The following is a 19,132-nucleotide window of genomic DNA, read 5'->3' as shown; positions in this document are numbered from 1 at the left end:
AGTGAAGAACTATCAGTTTTATTCTCAAGAAGTACCCACTTTTTTCAAGGGGTCTGTACGTCCAAAACCTTTATTTGGCGAGCTTTAGAGGTGATTGTCGTCCCTTGAAGTCTTAAACACTACACCCTACACCCTATCCTCTACCCCCTAATTAACTTGCCGTTGATAGCCTTGCCAATATTTGGCTCGTAGCTGACCTTTTTGAATTTTGCCGCTTGGTGTTCTGGGTAGAGATTCTGTAAACTCTACACTTCTGGGTAACTTAAAATCAGCTAGTTTCCCTCTGACAAAATTGATGATATCAAAAGCAGTTGCACTCATACCTGCTTTTAAAACTACGATCGCTTTAATACTTTCTCCCCAATCTTCATCGGGAATCCCAATGACAGCAACTTCAGCAACTGCTGTATGTTCAGATAAAATATTTTCAATCTCTGCTGGATAAATATTTTCTCCGGCATAGCAAATCATATCTTTAATGCGATCGCAAATATAAAGATAACCGGCTTCATCCAAGTAGCCAGCATCTCCTGTATGAATCCAACCATCTACTAATGTTGCGGCTGTAGCTTCTGGTAATTTCCAATAACCAATCATGTTTGCTGGTGATTTAATCCAAATTTCGCCAATTTCACCAAATCCTAAGGCTTCTTTTTGATGATTCACAACCGCAATTGATACACCAGGAAAAGGTTTACCCGCCGCCTTAAGTCGGGCTGGATTTTCCCAAGTATGATCGTTAGCAGGTAAAGTGACAGCACAGTTGCCTGTTTCAGTCATGCCATAAATTTGGACAAATTGACAGCCAAATGTGGCCATTGCTTTTTTTAATAGTGATTCGGCAATTGGTGAACCCCCATAAACGATATATTCTAATGCGGAAAAATCTGTTTGTTGACAATCAGGTTCAGTCAATAAAACTTGAATCATTGAGGGAACCATACATATTTTAGTAATTTGATATTTTTCTATCGCGGCTAAAATTTCAATTCCTATAAAGCCTGGAAGCAAAATATTTTCTGCCCCAGATGCTAAACCACGAATCGCCCACCATAAACCACCAATATGAAAAAAAGGAATTACTAATAGACTTTTATCTGTTGCCCGCCAATTTATCCAAGTTTTATTTTGCTGCACTACCTCTTTAGCAATCGCAAAAAAACTATAATGTCCTAGTTGAACACCTTTAGGACGGCCTGTTGTCCCACTAGTGTAAATTTGCACAACCACATCATTGGGTTCAATAGGAATTTGCGGTTGAACATCGCTGAATTGTTGATACCATACATCGTAATTTAGCCAGTCATGTTCATTTTTTTCTAGAGTAATAATAGTCTTTAGACAAGGAAGTTCATTTTTAATCGATTTAACTAATGAATGAAATTCCGCCCCAATAAAGAGAATTTCTACATCAGCATCTGTGATAATGTAACTTATTTCTAAAGCCGCTAACCGCCAGTTAATTGGTACTAAAACAGCGTTAATTTTGGCGCAAGCAAATAATATTGCAAAACTTGAAAGGGAATCTTTTGCTAATATGGCTACTCTCGATTGGGCTTTGATACCCTGTGCTAAAAGTGCATTCGCCACTCGATTACTTTGTGTATGTAATTGTAAATAAGTCAGTGATTTAGCTTGACAAGTTAATGCTGTTTTGTTAGAAAATTGCTCTGCTTGGATACAAGCTAAATCAGCTAATGTGGTAATTTTATCGTTATATATCATTGGTATTTGTGCAGCATGAAATTTGCAGCGATCGCGCCATTGCCAAATATTTTTGTAATTGCTGGGACAGCAGATTTACCTGTGGTGGATAGATGATATTAAAATGGTTGCCATCTACAATTTCTGTATAAGTTTTCCCTGTGGTGTATTGACTCCAATTTGTCTGAGAGAGTCTTGTTTCTAGCTTATTTGCAGCCCACCAAATATAGAGATTAGCTTGAACCTGTGGTGGACAGTAACCTCGAAACAGTTGTTCGTGAATTTTGTTGAGGGCTACTTGGGTTTCGAGAATATCGTAAGAAATCTCTGTTGAAAGTAAATTTTGTTGTTGTCCCCAAACTAGCATCTGTCTGAGACTTTCAAAATAAGGTAAATTTGTTAATTTCTCTTGTAGTGCTTGTTTTTCCGAAGGATGAATAGCCATTACTGCTTCTGCAAAAGACTGGCTAAATCTTAATGCTAGTTCTACTAAGAGATTTTCATAAGTTAAGCTGTCATCTGGAACTAAAAAAGCATCCACCAGTCCGATAAAACTGACTGACTCGCCTAGTTGCTCTAACTTTTGAGCCACACTCACAGCTAACGCCCCACCCATTGACCAGCCTAGAAGAAAATAAGGGCCATGCGGCTGATGTTGGCGAATAGCGTGGGCGTATTCCCAGGACATACAATCAATACTCTGATGCTCAAGTGCTGGGTCATTCAGCGCGCGGGACTGTAAACCGTAGACTGGCTGATTTGGGCGAAGACAAACAGCTAAATCTTGATAAGCCATTACCTGTCCGCCTGCTGAGTGCAGACAAAATAGCGGTGGTAAATTTCCTTGTGGTTGAATCGGAACTAAACACGTAGGCTGAACTACAGTAGCAGGGTTTTGAATCAAAAAATTGGCTAGTCCGGCTATAGTTGGATGCTGAAACAGAATGCTTAAAGGGATGCTGCGACTAAATTTTTGATTAATTTTTGATATGAGTTGAGCCGCTAATAATGAGTGTCCACCCAACTCAAAGAAATTATCTTGGATACTGATTTGTTCAATTTTCAGAACTTTAGCCCAAATTGTGACTAAGATTTCCTCAACTGGATGATGAGGTAGTTCAAAGGTTGTTTCTAAATTTAGTTGAGTGCGACAGGGTGCAGGTAAGGCAGCAAAATCTACCTTGCCATTAGGCGTTAAGGGCAAAGATTCCAAGACGACAAAAAAAGAAGGTATCATATATCCGGGCAACTTTTGGATTAAAAAGCCACGCAACTCGTTAACTGCAGTTGGTAGTTGATGAACAACATAGGCTACTAAAGTTTTTTCCCCGGGGATATCTTCACGGACTGTGACTACAGCAGTACGCACAGATGGGTGTTGGTGCAGTACGGTTTCTATTTCTGTTAATTCAATGCGGAAACCACGAATTTTGACTTGATGGTCGATGCGTCCGAGAAATTCAATGTTGCCATCGGCAAGATAACGAGCTAAATCACCTGTTTTATATAAAAGTTTTGACTTTTCTTGGCTGCTCAATTCAGTAACATCTGTTCCCTGGTTCATGTCAAAGGGATGGGGAATAAATTGCTGCTTGGTCAAGTCTGGGTGGTTGAGGTAGCCTCTAGCCAAGCCAGCACCACCAATGTAGAGTTCTCCGACAACACCAATAGGAGTTGGTTGCAGATATCGATCTAAGATATAAACTTGAGTGTTAAAAATTGGTTTGCCAATGGGTATGTTGTTGCCCTGAAGTTTGCTGGATGCTAAATCAGATAACTCACAGAGGGTGGTAACTACCGTTGCTTCGGTTGGCCCGTAGGTATTAACTAGCTTTGGTTGAGATCCCACATGTTGCTGCCAGATGGCGACTTGCTGCGGTAGCACTGGCTCTCCACCAATAATTACTAAACGCAATGATTTTGGTAAAGTCAAGTTAGCGATCGCTAATTCTGAGGTTAACTGATGCCAGTATGCTGTCGGTAAGTCTAACACTGTGATTTGCCAATCTTGGCAAGCTTGGACAAAATCGCGTCCAGAACTCAACATCTCTTCGGTACGCAATACTAATGTGCCACCACTACTCAAACAAGGATAAATTTCTTCTGCCGCCGTATCAAAACTAATAGAAGCAAATTGTAGTACGTAATCGCTGGGGCGAAGTTCATAGGCTAGCTTGGCTGTGTGCGTAAAATTCACCAAAGACTGATGTTCAATCATTACGCCTTTGGGTTTTCCTGTAGAACCGGATGTGTAAATTACATAAGCTAGATTCTTTGGTTGAACTGTCGTGACGAGATTTTCTGGTTCTAGACTTTCACCCCAGTCAGTATCTAAATACACCACCTGTGCTGATTGGGCTGGTAATTGGGTGATTAGCTTTTGCTGGGTCAATAGCACCGATATTTGAGCATCCGACAGCATAAACTGTAACCGCTCTGGAGGATAACTAGGGTCTAAAGGTAAATAAGCTGCACCTGCTTTGAGAATCCCTAAAAGTCCCACAACCATTTCTAAAGAACGCTCGACACATATACCTACCAACACCTCTTGTTTTACTCCTAAGCTTTGCAAGTGGTGTGCTAGTTGATTGGCGCGTGCATTTAATTCTTGATAGGTAATTTGTTGATGTTGATATTTTACTGCTATGGCATCTGGTGTCAGTGCTACTTGGTCTTCAAACAATTGATGAATGCATTGATTTTGGGGATAATTTGCCTGGGTATGCTGCCAGAGGAGCAATTGCTGTTGTTCGGTTGTGGTTAGTAGGGGTAATGAGCCGATTTGTTGTTCACAATTGGTGACAATTGCTGCTAGTAAATTTTGGAAATGTCCAGCCATCCGCCGAATCGTCGTTGCCTCAAATAAATCACTGTTATATCTCAACAATCCAAGCAGCGATTCTGAAGTTTCCATCATGTCAAAGACTAAATCATTCTGCCCTTCTTGTTGGGGAATCACAAAAGGCTCTAAATGTAGACCTCCCCAGTCGGTTCTGGCTTTTGCTTGTTTGGCAACCGATAATTCTATGTCTTGTCCCAGTTCTTGTAATTTCATCAAGTTGAAAGAGACGCGCAGAATTTTGGTGAGACTGAGATTGGATTTTTGCTGGAATTGTTCAACTAGTAAAGGTGAGGGATAATCTTGATGAGCGATCGCTTGCAACACTGTCTGGCGTACTTGAGTTAAAAGCTCAGAAATAGTGGGATTGTTAGCTAGATTAACTCTGATAGCCAAAATATTCACAAAAAACCCGACAATCCCAGCAAATTCAGGTTGACTCCTACCTTCTGTAGGAGAGCTAATAATTATATCTTCCTGAGCAGTGTAGCGGTGGAGTAGAATAGCAAACACTGTCAACAAAGTCATATAAAGAGTAACTCCTAAAGCTTTTGCCTGCTGCTTAAGTTGAGCCGTCAAAGCTTTGGGTAACTCAAAGGTGTAAGATGCTCCTTGATGTTTCTGGAATTGCCCTCTAGGTCTATCTGTTGGCAACTTCAGCACGGATAATTCACCAGCTAATTGTTGACTCCAGTATGACCAAAGATGTTCTCCTTTGGGGCTTTGCAGCATTTGTCGCTGCCATTGTACAAAGTCTGGATATTGGTATTGACTAGTAGATAGATATACTTTTTGACCAGTATTTTCCGAATGATACAGCAAACGCAACTCATCTAAGAGAATGCCAAAGGAGAATCCATCAACTGCAATATGATGAATTGCTAGTAAAAAGATATACTCTTGAGCAGAACGAGTAAATAAACATAGACGCAATATAGGCCCTCGCTCTAAATCAAAGGGACGCTGATATGCTTCAATTACCTGTTCTGTGAGTTCTTCCCAGTTCCATGTTGTAGCGTCTATTTCTGTCAAGCAAACTTTTTGCTCTGCGTGAATTGTTTGAAAAGGTTCAGCATTATTTTGACCAAATGTAGTTCGCAGTGTTGGGTGGCGCAGGATTAATTTCTGACACGCTCTTTCTAAAGCGAGAATGTTTAAACTAGAACAAATACGGACTGTAAATGCAATGTTGTAAGCTCCACTTTCAGGAGCAAACTGATACATGAACCACAAACCTTGCTGACCATAAGTCAGAGGATAAGATTTTGCAGTGTGAGATTTTTCTTGCAGTAATTGTAGTATTTCTTGTTTATGCTGCTTAATTTGATTTAGCAGTGTGGGAGTGAGAATTTCTTTAGGGCCACGATAACGTAGACGCTCTGCTTCAATAAACAATTCGACATTTTGCTGCGAAAGGTTTTGGAGAAACTCTGCTAAGTTCATAATTCACCTTCTAGCCACTCCTGTTGACTGAGATTGGTTTGGGCTAATTCTTGCTCATCCCAGTTTGGTATTTGCGAAACAGATGTCATAGCTGTTAGCTGTTCGCTGATTTGTGTCGCTAGACCAGTAATGCTAGAATCTTCCATAAATTTGACCGCAGCTATATCTACTTTTAAGTCAGTTCTCAATCGGTTCCTCAATTTCACAGCGATGAGAGAGTCAATTCCCATATAGTTTAGGGGTTGCTGGATATCTAATTGCCATGTATTGATGCCGAGAGTTTGGGCAATTTGTTCTTGAAGATAACTGATTAAGGCTGCTTGGCGATCGCTTAAATTCATTGCCCCCAATTTTGCTAAAATCTCATGCACAGGTGCTAACATTTGCTCTCAAAAAATTACACACTTACAGATTCAGGAGAATTATCCAAGTTGAGTTCTGGTTCGCTGTTGAGTACCGCAATGGTGATATCACCTTCTGACCAGCCATCTTGATTATCAGAGAAATTACAAGTAGTCTTGAGGATAATTAAATTACCCCGAACAGAAGATTTATTGATAGATAAAGTGCCTTGAAACTTGCTAGGATTTATTGGTCTTCTGAAGATGCTAGAAAATTTTACAATGAGAAAGTTGCTTAATTGTCGTCGTTTATAAGTTTCTAAATCCCAGTCCTGCATCACTGCCAGTAAATGATTGTCGAGTAAATAAGCAATCATGATATAGAATAGCTGATTGTAACAAATATTAAATTCTACAGAATTAAAGTGTCCCGTCGCAGAAATATAACAAGACTCTGGAATGGCAAAGTCTCCTTTGATGACCCATAAACTTTGATTTTCATGATTTTTCTGAGCTTGTGAGTTGCTAAAGTAAGCTTTTTGCAGATACTTACAATCGTCTTTATATGGTTCTAAGAACAAATTTAGTAAATTTGTATTGACATCTTTTAACTCAATTAGTTCTGCATTACTTTTCATAGAATTCCTCCTTGAGTTTTAAGCAACATAAAATGGTAAACCATCATAAATACCAATGCGGTAGCTCACACTGTTTTCACCTTTTGGGACTGTAGATGCCTTGTGATTGAGCGTTCTGTTATCCCATAAGAGAATGTCGCCTTCTTGCCATACGTGCGTATAAATATGTTCCTCACGCTCAATAAATAAAAATAATTCCTGTAACAGTTCTTGACTTGCTTCGTAATTTAAGCCTTTAACACCAGTAGTAAAACCTTGATTGATATACAAAATTTGTTGATGGGTGAATGGGTGTGTAATCACTGCTGGATGTTTTACAGGCGGAAACTGTTTTTCAAAGTCCTTTAAAATGTCTATGATGGCTTTATCTATATCCCCAGCCTGCACTTTATAACGCCATTTTGCTTCGTGGATCATGTATTTATCATCAAGATAATTTTTTAAATTTGGAGCTAATTTTTTATAAACTTGCTGCATATCAATGTAGTAAGTCTCTCTGATAGAATTTGGCAGCACTTTTGGATACAACATCGTCAAAGGCAAAGGTTGTTCCAGAAATGCACAATCAGTGTGCCAGTATCTACCAGTTCCAGCAACACCAAATTTTTTGCCATCTTTGGCAACATTAGAAGATACAAAAATTTCTGGATATTCTGGGTGATGATAGTTATCTTGAGGATAAATTTGCGGCGTACCAATTTTTTTGGCAAATTCTATATATTGGTCATCATTAATTTCTTGTCCCCGAAAAACTACTAATTTATACTCATACACAAGTTCTTTAATCAAGTTAACTTCTGTATTAGTTAAATCAGCAACATTGGTATCCACAATTTCAGCACCAATTTTCTCTGTCTCTGGCTGATGAATTTTCATGGTTATTGTTTTGTAAATTGATAGGTTAGTTCCTCAAGTTGTTCAAACAACTCTGTGCTTTTCATTAGCAGTAGCTAGGAGTAATATAGAGCGCGTATATGCGGTTCGTGAAAATATTCTTTTTCACAATTCAAATAGGAATCTTATATTTTGATTACCTATATTCATATCTTGCACGCCTGCGACTGAAGTCGCGGCTACACAGGCAAAACCCGCCTGCGCGGGTTTCAAACCCTAGACTTTTCGTCAGTCCGCGTGGTGCGCCAAGCGCAGCGCAAGCGCGATAGGCGGACGCACGTTTGTATAGCCGCGAATTCCATTCGCTGGGGCTAGGTGCAAGATGTGTGTATATCTATGAGTCATTTGTGTTTACAAATACCTCATACAAAAATCACCCAGAGAATGTGCAATTTGACATTACATTCATCAACCAAAACTAGATATTTTCTGGGGATTATTTAAGTTTATTAATTCCAGTACTTATTATCAGTAATGGGTGGGTAAAACATGAAATTTTATTGACATTTATTGAAATTTATGTCTACCTGATTACAAGTATTTTGACACTAAAATACACACCCTAAAATACACAGAAAATTATTTTTCTGGTCACTTCAATATTTAGCTAATCAATTAACTACGTTGCCGTTATTTCTACGATTTTTGGGAGATAATGCCTCCAAAATAGTGTTTTGTCTTTTCAGCAACTCATTGGTTAAGCATATACCATAATAATCATAATTAGCAAGGGGTGATACATAATGATTTTTAATAAAATTAAAATATATATATTGAGGTTTGGTTATTATTTATATGCAGCAGAATTCAGCCCAAAGAAATAGTGCCAAGTTTGACAGTCTGTCTTTTGACGAAAATATCTGTCCACTCAATAATATCTACAGCTTTTCTGCAACTCTCACAAAAAAATAGGACGAAATCACAGTCTTCACTAAGTATCGGTGATGGAATTATCAAAAGATTTTGGATTGATATAAGTTAAGCTATCAAATATCAACAAAAATCCTTCTGATAAAGAATAAAATATCTGTTAAGAAGGAGTTTTCTTAGCTGACAAATACAAGAGTAACTGTCCCAGAATTAAATTAACAATGGGAAAATCACCTGTTTCGTGTAAAGACAAATTGCCGCTGTGGCAACCTTTAACTGAACGCAATTTTCTACTCTTATTTATCGGTGAAACTATTTCACTAATTGGAGATCAATTTTTTTTAGTGGCATTGCCTTGGTTAACTATACAGTTAACTCATTCTCCTGTGAATTTGGGGGCGGTGTTAATGGCAGCAGCCGTTCCGCGTGCTATTTTGATGTTGCTTGGTGGTGTTGTGAGCGATCGCTTCTCACCTCGGTTGATGATGCTGGTATCTCACATATTGTGTGCTGTGCTGACCAGTTTATTGACGATGTTGGTTTTTTTTCAGACAACACAGATATGGCTGATTTATCTATTTGCAATTAGTTATGGCATTGTAGAAGGTTTTTCTATTCCTGCTGCCAGGTCAATTATTCCTACGCTTGTAACTCCAGAGCAGCTAATCGCTAGTAACACTTTAAGCCAAGTAACTACTCAATTAATTGTGCTGATTGGCCCAGCTTTAGGTGGGTTGCTAATTGCTACTGTGGGGATTGAGAAAGCATTTGCAATTGATACGGCTAGCTTTGTTGTTGCTGCTGTTGCACTTTTGCTAATCAAAGGTAGTCGTCAGAAAAGTTCTGATGAATTGCCAGCGAATTTTGAGCAGTCTAAATTGTCTTTCAATAGCAAGATTTTGAGTTTATTTACTAGTATTCGTGAGGGGCTAAATTATACATGGCATAATCCGGCATTGAGAGCAGTTTTATTAGTCATAACGGCAATCAATCTTTTCTTTGTCGGCCCTTTAGAAATTGGCATTACATCATTAGCTCAAAGTCGCTTTTTGTCAGGTGCGATCGCTTTAGGAACAATGAAGTCGGCTTGGGGTGGTGGTGCGTTATTGGGAACACTCATGACCGGAGTGCTTCGCCATACACCACGTTTGGGAATCTTAATGCTGAGTCTAGCCAGCATCCAAGGCTTTGGTCTATTTTTACTAGGATTTTTACCAAACATCTTGTTAGCTAGTATGACCATTGCTGTATTAGGTTGCTGTAGTGGCTTTTTTACTGTTTTAGGAATAACTTGGATTCAAAAGCAAACTCCTCCTGTCATGTTAGGAAGAGTTATGAGTTTGGGAACATTGTCTGCCTTTGGGATTGCTCCATTTTCCTATGCTTTAGCTGGTTTATTAGCAGATTTCAATCTCATCCTACTTTTTAGTGTGACAGGTGGAATTATCGTTACACTTAATGGCTTATTGGCTTTAAATTCCTCAATCCGAACTATTGAGTATTGATGATTTTTCATCACACATAGCAAAGGCTATAAATAACTCTCTCCACGAGAGCTATTTATAGCCAGAGCCAAAAGTTAGTAGTTATTTAATCAGGAATTGGGATTATTTATGGCTACCTAACCACTTAGCTGCTGCTATCCCTAAAATTCCAGCTACGATTGGGTTGCTGAGGAATTTGATAATACCAGGTTGCTCTGCTAGTACTTCGCGGAAAACATCTGGGTGGTTGTGATAAGCGAAGGATGCAAGTTTGCTGACATCATCAGCATTCATTCTGCTAGCGTGATGAGTTGAAAGACCTAACTGTTGCTCTAAGTGACGCTCATCTAAGCCTCTACCCTTCAAATTTTTGAAAAAGGCGCGCGCTACATCATCTCGTTCATTAGGTTTAATTTGCGCGATCGCTTTTTGTAATTCTGGTTCCATTTGGCTGCTAGGAATCCGATCAGGATGAATAGAGCGACCAAATAATTGACGACGTTGATCTGTAGTGGTTCGTTGAGCAAAATCATCGAAATTTTCGTATTGAGTAGCTCCATCAGAGGCTGGATCGTCTAACGATTCAACATCACCTTGAGCTAAGTCTTGCATTACTTGTCTTCTGTATTCTTCACTAGTTGACACTTTCTTAATCTCCTTCTTCAAGTCGTATTTCTGGAATTTTTAGTCTTAAATTTCCGGCGAAATGCTATGTAAAAGACTTTGAAACTTGCTACTTAACTATTAGCTATACTTGACTTGCTTTGTCTGTACGTCGTACTGAGTTGTCAAAATTAACTTTTTGTCAGGGCCGTAAACCAACACCGTTAAATCTTGATTAGGGAAGTTTTTATGAAAACCTTGAACTAGAGATTTAGCTAAAGGTTTGACATCCGTTGGACGAACATCACGCGAAATCACAACACCTAATTTGTTGTTATCTCTAACGTAAGCATCCTTAATCAATCCCTTGGATGTTTGCACTACCCAATCACCAAAAGTTTGACCGCTCGAAGTATTACCTCTTTCTAATTCGCTGTAAGCTACATCCCGTCCAATGACAGCCGGGCTACTTGTGCGGTCGGCTTGGCTGACTGTCGCACTACCACAAGCAGTAGTCACAGTTAGCATCACAATTAAGGCAAAAGCGATCGCAACTTTACGAATCTGCTCAAACAGCGTCATTTCTTTCACTCCTGAAACGAAACAATTTCCATAACCAATTACTTATATTTCTTAGCTAGTTAAAGATAATTTCTATTATTTTTATTCAACACTTGCAAGTTAGACCAGAAACGTAGAGATGTGAGTTGCACACCTCTACAGTCAGAACCTGTGCTATCTGTAAACCTAGCTGAAATGGAAAGAGAAATAGAAAAGGGATAAAACTCAATTTTTAACTATGTTAATACACTAGTTAAATTGAAATATTTTTGAGTGTCTATCCCTTTAGACTAGAAAAACAAACAAATATTTCTAGTCAATATTTTTCTTTACAGAATCTTTGACATCTTCTATACCTTGGCGGACTTCGCTTTCAGCTTGCTTTGCTTTACCTTTAGCTTTATCTTCAGGGTCGCCAGTTACATTACCTAATGCTTCTTGCGCTTTACCTTCAACATTTTTAGCAGCTGCTTTTGCACGATCTTCTAAGCTCATTTTTTTCTCCTAATTGTATATAAATTAAGTTTCAAAGCTATTAATTACTTTGATTCTTAGTGATTACATTTACAAAGTATCTTAAGATTTTTACTCTTGGCTTCCGCCACAAGATATATTAGCCACCTATATAAAAAGAGAGATACTTTCAGGCATTAGGAATAACAAGATATCCAAATTATTAAATAATAGGAATATGGTTTACAGCTTTGATGACCAATAGTAATTTGATAGTACAGTCCTTCAGATTTATATGTGGAATCAATTGAAAATTCAAAATCTCAAATCTCAAATCCAAAATTGTGTGACCATGAATACGGTGCAATTTAAATGACAATTAGCATAATTCAAAATAAAAAATAAGAACATAAGCATAAAAACGAAAAATCAAGGGTGTAGGGGTGTATGTATCCAAAACCCTTACACCCTTACAACGCCAGTCTCCACAGACAATCTTTGTGCGTAAGTCCTATAGATATCATTAGCAATAAAAGACAACTAAAAAACCCGATTCCTTCAAGAGACCGGGTTAGTGAGATTTATGGCAATATTTTTTTTGTCTAATCGATAAAACCCATAAGTGCATTAGAGTCGTCAATAATATTTGATGCTACTGGACGGTTCCCCATAACGGAGTAACTATCAGAAATTACTAACGCGCTAGAAGCAATTGGACGGATACCCGAGAGGTTAATGCTATCAACAACTTTGATATTGTTGGCTGCAATGGGGCGAATACCCATGATGTTGATTGTTTCGACAATTTCTAAATTACTAGCGGTTATAGGACGAATACCTGCGATTGAGACAGTCTCAGCAACTTGCAAATCACTACCAGCAATGGGACGTACTCCAGCAATCACAAGTTTTCCAGATTCTTCTTGTTTGTCGTTATCTTTTGCGGTTTGATCGTTATTCACAGCTTGACCCTGATTATTTTCAACTTCCACTGTTGTTTCTCCCTTTAGCTTGGCACGTCTTTGACGAGGACTGGCGGCTTTGCCAGTGCTGCTAATGCTCATAAACTAACACCTCTGGTTGCTTAAATGAACTTTACAATATTTGAGGAAAAATTAGTTTTTTTCCGGTATATTAAAGTTTACCCTTAAAAAACCTTGCATAGATATAAGTATCTTCAAAAATTACACATAAGTAAATTTAAACTGTTAAGCTTTATCAAGAAATATTTCCATATATTCATTTGACTACGCTAGCCCAACAGGTACAGAAGCAGATCGCTACCATGAGATAGGGTATTACTAGCAAAACTGTATGACAGAATTTTGTCTTCAAGCTCCCTTTGCACCGACAGGCGATCAACCAAAAGCGATCGCCCAGCTTGTCTCAAACATCCAATCAGGGAATCGTTACCAAACCTTACTGGGAGCCACCGGCACTGGCAAAACCTTTACAGTAGCAGCAGTAATTGAAAAAGTTGGCAAACCAACTTTAGTTTTGGCACATAACAAAACCTTGGCTGCACAACTTTGTAATGAGTTACGCGAGTTCTTCCCAAAAAACGCAGTCGAATATTTTGTCAGTTATTACGATTACTATCAACCAGAAGCGTATATTCCCGTCACCGATACTTATATAGAAAAGACAGCTGCGATTAACGACGAAATTGATATGTTGCGTCACTCAGCGACGCGATCGCTGTTTGAACGCCGTGATGTGATTGTCGTTGCATCTATTAGCTGCATCTACGGCTTAGGAATTCCCGCCGAATACCTCAAAGCAGCCATACCTTTAAAAATTGGTATGGAAGTTAATCAAAGAGAAGTTTTACGCGATTTAGCATCTGTGCAGTATAGCCGCAACGACCTAGAAATGGGTCGAGGACGCTTCCGTGTCCGGGGTGATGTTTTAGAAATTGGCCCTGCTTACGAAGATAGAATTATTCGCGTGGAATTTTTTGGCGATGAAATTGATGCCATTCGCTATGTTGACCCGGTAACAGGCGAAATTATTAATAGTTTAGAAGCAGTCAATATTTACCCAGCGCGTCACTTTGTTACCCCAGAAGAACGTTTAGAAATTGCCTGCGATGATATTGCTTTTGAATTAAAGCAACGCAAAGCCGAATTAGAAACAGGGGGCAAATTATTAGAAGCACAACGCATCGACCAACGTACCCGTTACGACTTAGAAATGTTACGCGAAGTCGGTTATTGCAACGGTGTAGAAAACTATTCTCGACATCTTGCTGGTAGACAAGCCGGAGAACCACCAGAATGTTTAATTGATTACTTTCCGAAAGATTGGTTGTTAGTTGTCGATGAATCTCATGTTAGTGTCCCGCAAATTCGCGGGATGTATAACGGCGACCAAGCCAGAAAAAAAGTATTAATTGAACATGGATTTAGGCTGCCGAGTGCTGCTGATAACCGTCCTTTAAAATCAGAAGAGTTTTGGCAAAAAGTCAACCAATGTATTTTCGTTTCCGCAACCCCAGGAAATTGGGAATTAGAAGTTTCTGAAAATCACATCGTTGAACAAGTTATCCGTCCTACTGGAGTAATTGATCCAGAAATTTCTGTGCGTCCTACCGAAGGGCAAATTGATGATTTATTAGGAGAAATCAAAGACAGAGTTGACCGCCACGAAAGAACACTGATTACTACTTTAACTAAGCGGATGGCGGAAGATTTGACAGAATATTTGCAAGACCACAGCATTCGGGTGCGATATTTGCATTCAGAAATTAATTCGATTGAGCGCATCGAAATTATCCAAGAATTGCGGAATGGAAATTTTGATGTGTTAGTGGGAGTTAACTTACTGCGGGAAGGTTTAGATTTACCAGAAGTTTCTTTAGTGGCAATTTTAGATGCAGATAAAGAAGGTTTTTTACGTGCTGAACGTTCTTTAATTCAAACTATTGGTAGAGCGGCGCGTCACGTTAAAGGACAAGCAATTTTATATGCTGATAATTTAACAGACAGCATGATTAAAGCCATCGAAGAAACTGAAAGAAGGCGTAGTATTCAAATAGCATATAACCAGAAGCATGGAATTACACCCCAACCAATTGTTAAAAAATCCAGCAACGCAATTTTATCATTTTTAGAAGTATCTCGACGGTTAAATGCAACTGAATTAAAAGCTGTAGATGAACATATCCATGAAATACCTCTAGAAGAAGTTCCCGACTTAATTACGAAGCTGGAAGCACAGATGAAAGATGCAGCGAAAAAACTCGAATTTGAAGAGGCGGCAAAATTGCGCGATCGCATTAAAAATTTGCGAGATAAATTACTAGGTCATTAATTCGTATCTAGGACTTTTGCAAAATACCATTGATCATGATTAAATAGCAAAAAAATAGGGTGAAATAATTCACCCTACTGTTTAATCATCTGCTAGAAACTTATAATATGGATTGAGATTATTACTGTTTAGAACAACGCTCAAACCACTCTTGATATTTTTGTTGATGCGATTCGTTATCACATACAATAGATACTCGCACTCGCTGACAGCCGTGGTTTTTTTCCAGTGCGATCGCATTTAAAATTAAACTGGCTATTTTAGGTGAATCAAAGTCTCCTGTAACGGTGAAATCACCTGCAAATTGACTAACTGCTGCACCATCAATATCAGCCAGTGTTTCCGAAGATAAATTAATTTCTGCTAGTTGCTTATGTTGTGGGCTTACCTGTTCTACAATTAATTTCTCACGCCGCACAGGAACTTGTACCATCCGAGTTTCAATTTCTTTGCGAACAATTACCTCACCAATTTTTTGAATACTACTATCAACTACTAATTTTTCTTCTAACAGTCTAATAATATTTTCTTCCGAAATTTCTGTCAAATCTTCATTGATTGTACCAGAACTATCTAATGGCTCATAGGATTGATTTGTGAGTTGGGATTTAAAATCTTCAGACATATATTCAACTTCTAATATATTTACATTTAAAAAAATAGATTTATTAAGAGTATCTATTCTTTGAATTTTTTGACTCCAGACAAGAGCCAAACTAGGCGGTATAAAATTGCTCGGTGGAGAGATTACTAAATTTAATCTGCGGCGATGATCTAAAATTAAATCTCTAACTTTACCAACTATTTGGCCTTGATTATCTATAACATCAAAATAGGCAACCTTATTTTTTAAAGTTGTCAATAAGTTACTAATGCTAGATTTTTGATTGACGCGTTCAAAACTATTTGCCCTAGATTGGCTATTCATCACCATAATTGATTCACCAAATAACCTTGTACAAGCATTTATTACAAGTACAGGTAAAGCTGATAAAAAGCTTCACCTGTACTGTACTGAATTAGCTATAAGCTAATCAGTTTTTATTAGCGTTCTTCAATTGGTAAACCAGGAGCATTGACATCCAATTCTTCCCTGCGGATTGTTTCTTGAGCTTCTACAGTATCTTGCTCTACCACTTTTTTGACTCGAACTTCTTCACGAACAAATGCTTCTTTGCGAATGTCTGGAGTCTCTTCATGGAGTTCTACACGAGCCACTTCACCTTCACGGAAGGTTGCTTCACCAGGCGCAACTGCTCTACCTGCATCGGCTGGGGTAGTACGTTCAATAACTACATGTTCTCTTTCCACGGGAACTGCAACTCTAGCTATATCGGTTTCAATCCGCTTTCCAACCGCTACTTCCCCAGTTTTGCGGCGTTTTTTATTAGCAATCAATCGTTCTTCGTAGAGTCTCAAAGTTTGATGATCTCGTTCATTCAAACCAAACAAAGCAGGCTCTTGGTCATAATTATAGGTGTCACGGCTGAATGTTGAATTAGCGGCTGTACCTAATGTTGCAGCAGAATCTAAAGGCGCAACTGCGTCTAAAGGTGTGGTTGTGTCTAGAGGTACATTGCTATACTTTTGATCGCGGTAAACATTACGTACTCTCTCTTCGTCATCATACTCTAGGCGACGTTCATCAAATTCTGGTAAGTCTTCTGCTTGTTCTCTGCTCATACCAACCGCATAAACGCGATCTCGTCCATAGTCAATCCGGGTACGTCCAACTGGTAATAAAACTTTTTTCCCGAAAATCCAAAAACCTAAATCAACAACTAAATAACGAAAATGGCCTTCATCATCTACTAAAACATCATTAACAGTACCAATTTTCTCATCAGTTCCTTCTGTATAGACACCAAGTCCTTTAATATCGTTGCCTTCAAAACTATCTTTATAGTCTGGGTCAAAGTCATGTAATTTGTAAAGAGACATTATATTTTACCTCTGAAAGTTTTATAGAATCACTCCATAATTAATGTAAAAAAATATTCAACACATTACCTCTTTCTCTCGAAATAATTACTACACATTAATCTCATCAAAAGTAATATTTCCCGTGATTTTATGATTTTTCAAGAAGATGTTTGAAAAGTATTGGGCGAATAAAATTCGCTACTACACAAACAAAGTCCACCTGGGTGGACTCACACAAAATCAAGATTTTCAAACCCACGTATGTCATCTGTGTAGGCGCGATTTCCAGTCGCCCGTTAACTCTAATGTTTTATATTAAAATTAATAACAAAAAACGTACAGATTCTGTACGTTTTTTTGATTAAATTAAGAATAGCTAAGTCTTTATTCCTATGAATTTAAACAGCTGGATTCTGATTAACACCAGAATCATCTATTTTTAATTCACCTGTAGTGTTAATATCTAACTCTTCTCTCCGAATGGTCTCTTGAGCTTCTACTATATCTCGCTCTACTAATTTCCTAACTCGAACTTCCTCCCGGACAAACGCTTCTTTGCGAATTTCGGGTGTTTCTTCATATACTTCTATCCGTGCTACTTCACCTTCTTGAAATTGAAGTTCGTTAGTATCGGTAACTCTTCCTCCTTCTGTAGCTGGAAGTCTTTCAATTACAACCCGTTCTTTAGTCACTGGGACTTCAACTTTTGCAGTTTCAATCTCAATATGCTTACTAACTGCAACTTCTCCAGTTTTGACACGTTGCTTATTTGCAATTAATCTTTCTTCATATAATCTGAGAGTTTGATGATTTTGAGCATTTAAGTTGTATAAATTAGGTTCCTGCTGATAGTTATATGTGTTGCGATCGTAAATAAAATCGCTGTTAGATGGACGAAATACACTGCGTACATTTTCTTCATAAACATCATCAACTACGAACTTATCGCTGTACTCAGGTAGCATTTCTACTTGTTGTTTACTTAAGCCATCAACATATACACGCTGGTCTGGATAATTGATATGTGCAAGACCAATCGGCAGTAATATTTTCTTGCCGAGAGTATCAAAACCAGTGTCAATAACTAGATAGCGAAAACGTCCATCATGGTCAACTAAAGCATCTGCGACTGAACCGACTTTTACTCCGCCTTCAGTGTAGAGATCCAAACTTTTAACATCATCACCACCAAAGGTTTCTCTATATTGCGGATCAAATTCTGCGAGTTTGTATAGAGGCATAGGTTTTCAATTCTTGGGGATTTCTATTTATATGTTCAGCGTAAAAATTATTGTGCGAGAAATCCTCTGGCTGACGACTGAATTAAATTTAAGCTATGAGAGTATCTTTACGTCCCGCTTAATTGACATCTCAGGAATTAAGTGAGTCAGTGGACATAAACCAAATTATGTTACGAAACATAAACAAGCTTAAAACCCTTACCAATAAATAATGACAGCCTTCACCAGCTATCTTGAATTGCACCGCTCTACTTCCAATTTTTTCATACTCTGTATATATAGATAAGCCGCGCTTATGGGGTAGTTAAGTAAACTTTTAGTCAAACTTCTTTACAAACCGTTACAAAGCCTCTAAGATATAAATCATTACAGGTAAAAACACCTGAAACATACATAACAAAAGCAATCATAAAGACATGACAGCAACCTTACAACAGCGCAAAAGCGCAAACGTATGGGAGCAGTTCTGCAACTGGATAACCAGCACCAACAACCGCCTGTATATTGGCTGGTTCGGCGTGTTAATGATCCCCACGTTGCTAGCTGCAACCACCTGCTTCGTAATCGCCTTCATCGCTGCACCCCCCGTAGACATCGACGGTATCCGTGAACCTGTAGCAGGTTCCTTACTGTACGGAAACAACATCATCTCCGGCGCAGTAGTACCTTCCTCCAACGCAATTGGTTTACACTTCTACCCAATTTGGGAAGCAGCATCCTTAGATGAATGGCTGTACAACGGTGGCCCATACCAATTGGTAATCTTCCACTTCCTGATTGGCGTATTCTGCTACTTAGGACGTGAGTGGGAACTATCCTACCGCTT

14 protein-coding genes and 1 pseudogene are annotated in these 19,132 nt (G+C 38.6%); 3 read left to right on the top strand and 12 right to left on the bottom strand.

Annotation, left to right across the window (positions count from 1 at the left end; genetic code table 11):
• Window positions 1-147 precede the first annotated feature (147 nt).
• The 5 genes from H6G69_RS02545 to H6G69_RS02525 are packed head-to-tail and all read right to left on the bottom strand — an operon-like array spanning window position 148 to window position 7,841.
• Window positions 148-1,725: a long-chain-fatty-acid--CoA ligase gene (locus H6G69_RS02545; protein ID WP_190681255.1), complete on the bottom strand. Its 1,578-nt coding sequence runs from the start codon at window positions 1,723-1,725 to the stop codon at window positions 148-150.
• Window positions 1,715-5,986, bottom strand: a complete 4,272-nt coding sequence (locus H6G69_RS02540) for a non-ribosomal peptide synthetase (protein ID WP_190681253.1) — start codon at window positions 5,984-5,986, stop codon at window positions 1,715-1,717. The genes H6G69_RS02545 and H6G69_RS02540 overlap by 11 nt, the downstream gene beginning before the upstream one ends.
• Window positions 5,983-6,369: an acyl carrier protein gene (locus H6G69_RS02535; RefSeq protein WP_190681251.1), complete on the bottom strand. Its 387-nt coding sequence runs from the start codon at window positions 6,367-6,369 to the stop codon at window positions 5,983-5,985. Before H6G69_RS02535 ends, H6G69_RS02540 begins: the two co-directional genes overlap by 4 nt.
• Before the next feature lie 14 nt (window positions 6,370-6,383).
• Complete coding sequence (locus H6G69_RS02530) at window positions 6,384-6,965, bottom strand: FcoT family thioesterase (protein ID WP_190681250.1); 582 nt, start codon at window positions 6,963-6,965, stop codon at window positions 6,384-6,386.
• Between the two features lie 18 nt (window positions 6,966-6,983).
• On the bottom strand, window positions 6,984-7,841 hold the full coding sequence (locus H6G69_RS02525) for a TauD/TfdA family dioxygenase (protein WP_190681248.1): 858 nt from the start codon (window positions 7,839-7,841) through the stop codon (window positions 6,984-6,986).
• Between the two features lie 1,109 nt (window positions 7,842-8,950).
• On the opposite strand from H6G69_RS02525, the gene H6G69_RS02520 reads away from it, so the two are divergent.
• Window positions 8,951-10,234 carry an MFS transporter gene (locus H6G69_RS02520; RefSeq protein ID WP_190681246.1) on the top strand — a complete coding sequence of 428 codons (1,284 nt, stop codon included), beginning with the start codon at window positions 8,951-8,953 and terminating at the stop codon, window positions 10,232-10,234.
• Between the two features lie 102 nt (window positions 10,235-10,336).
• Here the strand turns inward: H6G69_RS02520 and H6G69_RS02515 are convergent, their stop codons facing one another.
• The 4 genes from H6G69_RS02515 to H6G69_RS02500 all read right to left on the bottom strand — a co-directional run bounded on the left by H6G69_RS02515 (window position 10,337) and on the right by H6G69_RS02500 (window position 12,894).
• Window positions 10,337-10,858, bottom strand: coding sequence for a hypothetical protein (locus tag H6G69_RS02515; RefSeq protein WP_190681244.1), 522 nt, complete (start codon window positions 10,856-10,858; stop codon window positions 10,337-10,339).
• 99 nt (window positions 10,859-10,957) lie between these two features.
• The gene (locus H6G69_RS02510) at window positions 10,958-11,398 is read right to left on the bottom strand and encodes a hypothetical protein (RefSeq protein WP_190681242.1); all 441 of its coding nucleotides are present in this window, start codon (window positions 11,396-11,398) and stop codon (window positions 10,958-10,960) included.
• A 291-nt stretch (window positions 11,399-11,689) separates the two neighbouring features.
• Window positions 11,690-11,872, bottom strand: a complete 183-nt coding sequence (locus H6G69_RS02505; protein WP_190681240.1) for a CsbD family protein — start codon at window positions 11,870-11,872, stop codon at window positions 11,690-11,692.
• A gap of 560 nt (window positions 11,873-12,432) precedes the next feature.
• Window positions 12,433-12,894, bottom strand: a complete 462-nt coding sequence (locus H6G69_RS02500) for a hypothetical protein (protein WP_190681239.1) — start codon at window positions 12,892-12,894, stop codon at window positions 12,433-12,435.
• A gap of 250 nt (window positions 12,895-13,144) precedes the next feature.
• On the opposite strand from H6G69_RS02500, the gene uvrB reads away from it, so the two are divergent.
• Complete coding sequence (uvrB, locus tag H6G69_RS02495) at window positions 13,145-15,142, top strand: excinuclease ABC subunit UvrB (protein ID WP_190681237.1); 1,998 nt, start codon at window positions 13,145-13,147, stop codon at window positions 15,140-15,142.
• Between the two features lie 121 nt (window positions 15,143-15,263).
• Here uvrB and H6G69_RS02490 read toward each other — a convergent pair whose 3' ends face one another.
• The 3 genes from H6G69_RS02490 to H6G69_RS02480 form a co-directional block, all read right to left on the bottom strand.
• Window positions 15,264-16,070: a YsnF/AvaK domain-containing protein gene (locus H6G69_RS02490; protein ID WP_190681235.1), complete on the bottom strand. Its 807-nt coding sequence runs from the start codon at window positions 16,068-16,070 to the stop codon at window positions 15,264-15,266.
• 116 nt (window positions 16,071-16,186) lie between these two features.
• The gene (locus H6G69_RS02485; protein ID WP_190681233.1) at window positions 16,187-17,083 is read right to left on the bottom strand and encodes a DUF2382 domain-containing protein; all 897 of its coding nucleotides are present in this window, start codon (window positions 17,081-17,083) and stop codon (window positions 16,187-16,189) included.
• Window positions 17,084-17,463: 380 nt separating this feature from the next.
• Entirely contained in the window at window positions 17,464-18,306 is an 843-nt protein-coding gene (locus H6G69_RS02480) for a DUF2382 domain-containing protein (protein WP_190681232.1), read from the bottom strand.
• A gap of 416 nt (window positions 18,307-18,722) precedes the next feature.
• Here H6G69_RS02480 and H6G69_RS02475 point away from each other — a divergent pair.
• Window positions 18,723-19,132: pseudogene (locus tag H6G69_RS02475) on the top strand (photosystem II q(b) protein); the annotation flags it as partial.

Source organism: Nostoc sp. FACHB-110, from assembly GCF_014697425.1.
In the GTDB taxonomy this organism is placed as follows: domain Bacteria; phylum Cyanobacteriota; class Cyanobacteriia; order Cyanobacteriales; family Nostocaceae; genus Nostoc_B.
This window is presented reverse-complemented; position numbering and strand designations above follow the sequence as displayed.

Coding starts and splice junctions, on each gene's coding strand:
- H6G69_RS02545 (WP_190681255.1), bottom strand. CDS start 1,725: ATGATATATAACGATAAAATTACCACATTAGCTGATTTAGCTTGTATC.
- H6G69_RS02540 (WP_190681253.1), bottom strand. CDS start 5,986: ATGAACTTAGCAGAGTTTCTCCAAAACCTTTCGCAGCAAAATGTCGAA.
- H6G69_RS02535 (WP_190681251.1), bottom strand. CDS start 6,369: ATGTTAGCACCTGTGCATGAGATTTTAGCAAAATTGGGGGCAATGAAT.
- H6G69_RS02530 (WP_190681250.1), bottom strand. CDS start 6,965: ATGAAAAGTAATGCAGAACTAATTGAGTTAAAAGATGTCAATACAAAT.
- H6G69_RS02525 (WP_190681248.1), bottom strand. CDS start 7,841: ATGAAAATTCATCAGCCAGAGACAGAGAAAATTGGTGCTGAAATTGTG.
- H6G69_RS02520 (WP_190681246.1), top strand. CDS start 8,951: ATGGGAAAATCACCTGTTTCGTGTAAAGACAAATTGCCGCTGTGGCAA.
- H6G69_RS02510 (WP_190681242.1), bottom strand. CDS start 11,398: ATGACGCTGTTTGAGCAGATTCGTAAAGTTGCGATCGCTTTTGCCTTA.
- H6G69_RS02505 (WP_190681240.1), bottom strand. CDS start 11,872: ATGAGCTTAGAAGATCGTGCAAAAGCAGCTGCTAAAAATGTTGAAGGT.
- H6G69_RS02500 (WP_190681239.1), bottom strand. CDS start 12,894: ATGAGCATTAGCAGCACTGGCAAAGCCGCCAGTCCTCGTCAAAGACGT.
- uvrB (WP_190681237.1), top strand. CDS start 13,145: ATGACAGAATTTTGTCTTCAAGCTCCCTTTGCACCGACAGGCGATCAA.
- H6G69_RS02490 (WP_190681235.1), bottom strand. CDS start 16,070: ATGAATAGCCAATCTAGGGCAAATAGTTTTGAACGCGTCAATCAAAAA.
- H6G69_RS02485 (WP_190681233.1), bottom strand. CDS start 17,083: ATGTCTCTTTACAAATTACATGACTTTGACCCAGACTATAAAGATAGT.
- H6G69_RS02480 (WP_190681232.1), bottom strand. CDS start 18,306: ATGCCTCTATACAAACTCGCAGAATTTGATCCGCAATATAGAGAAACC.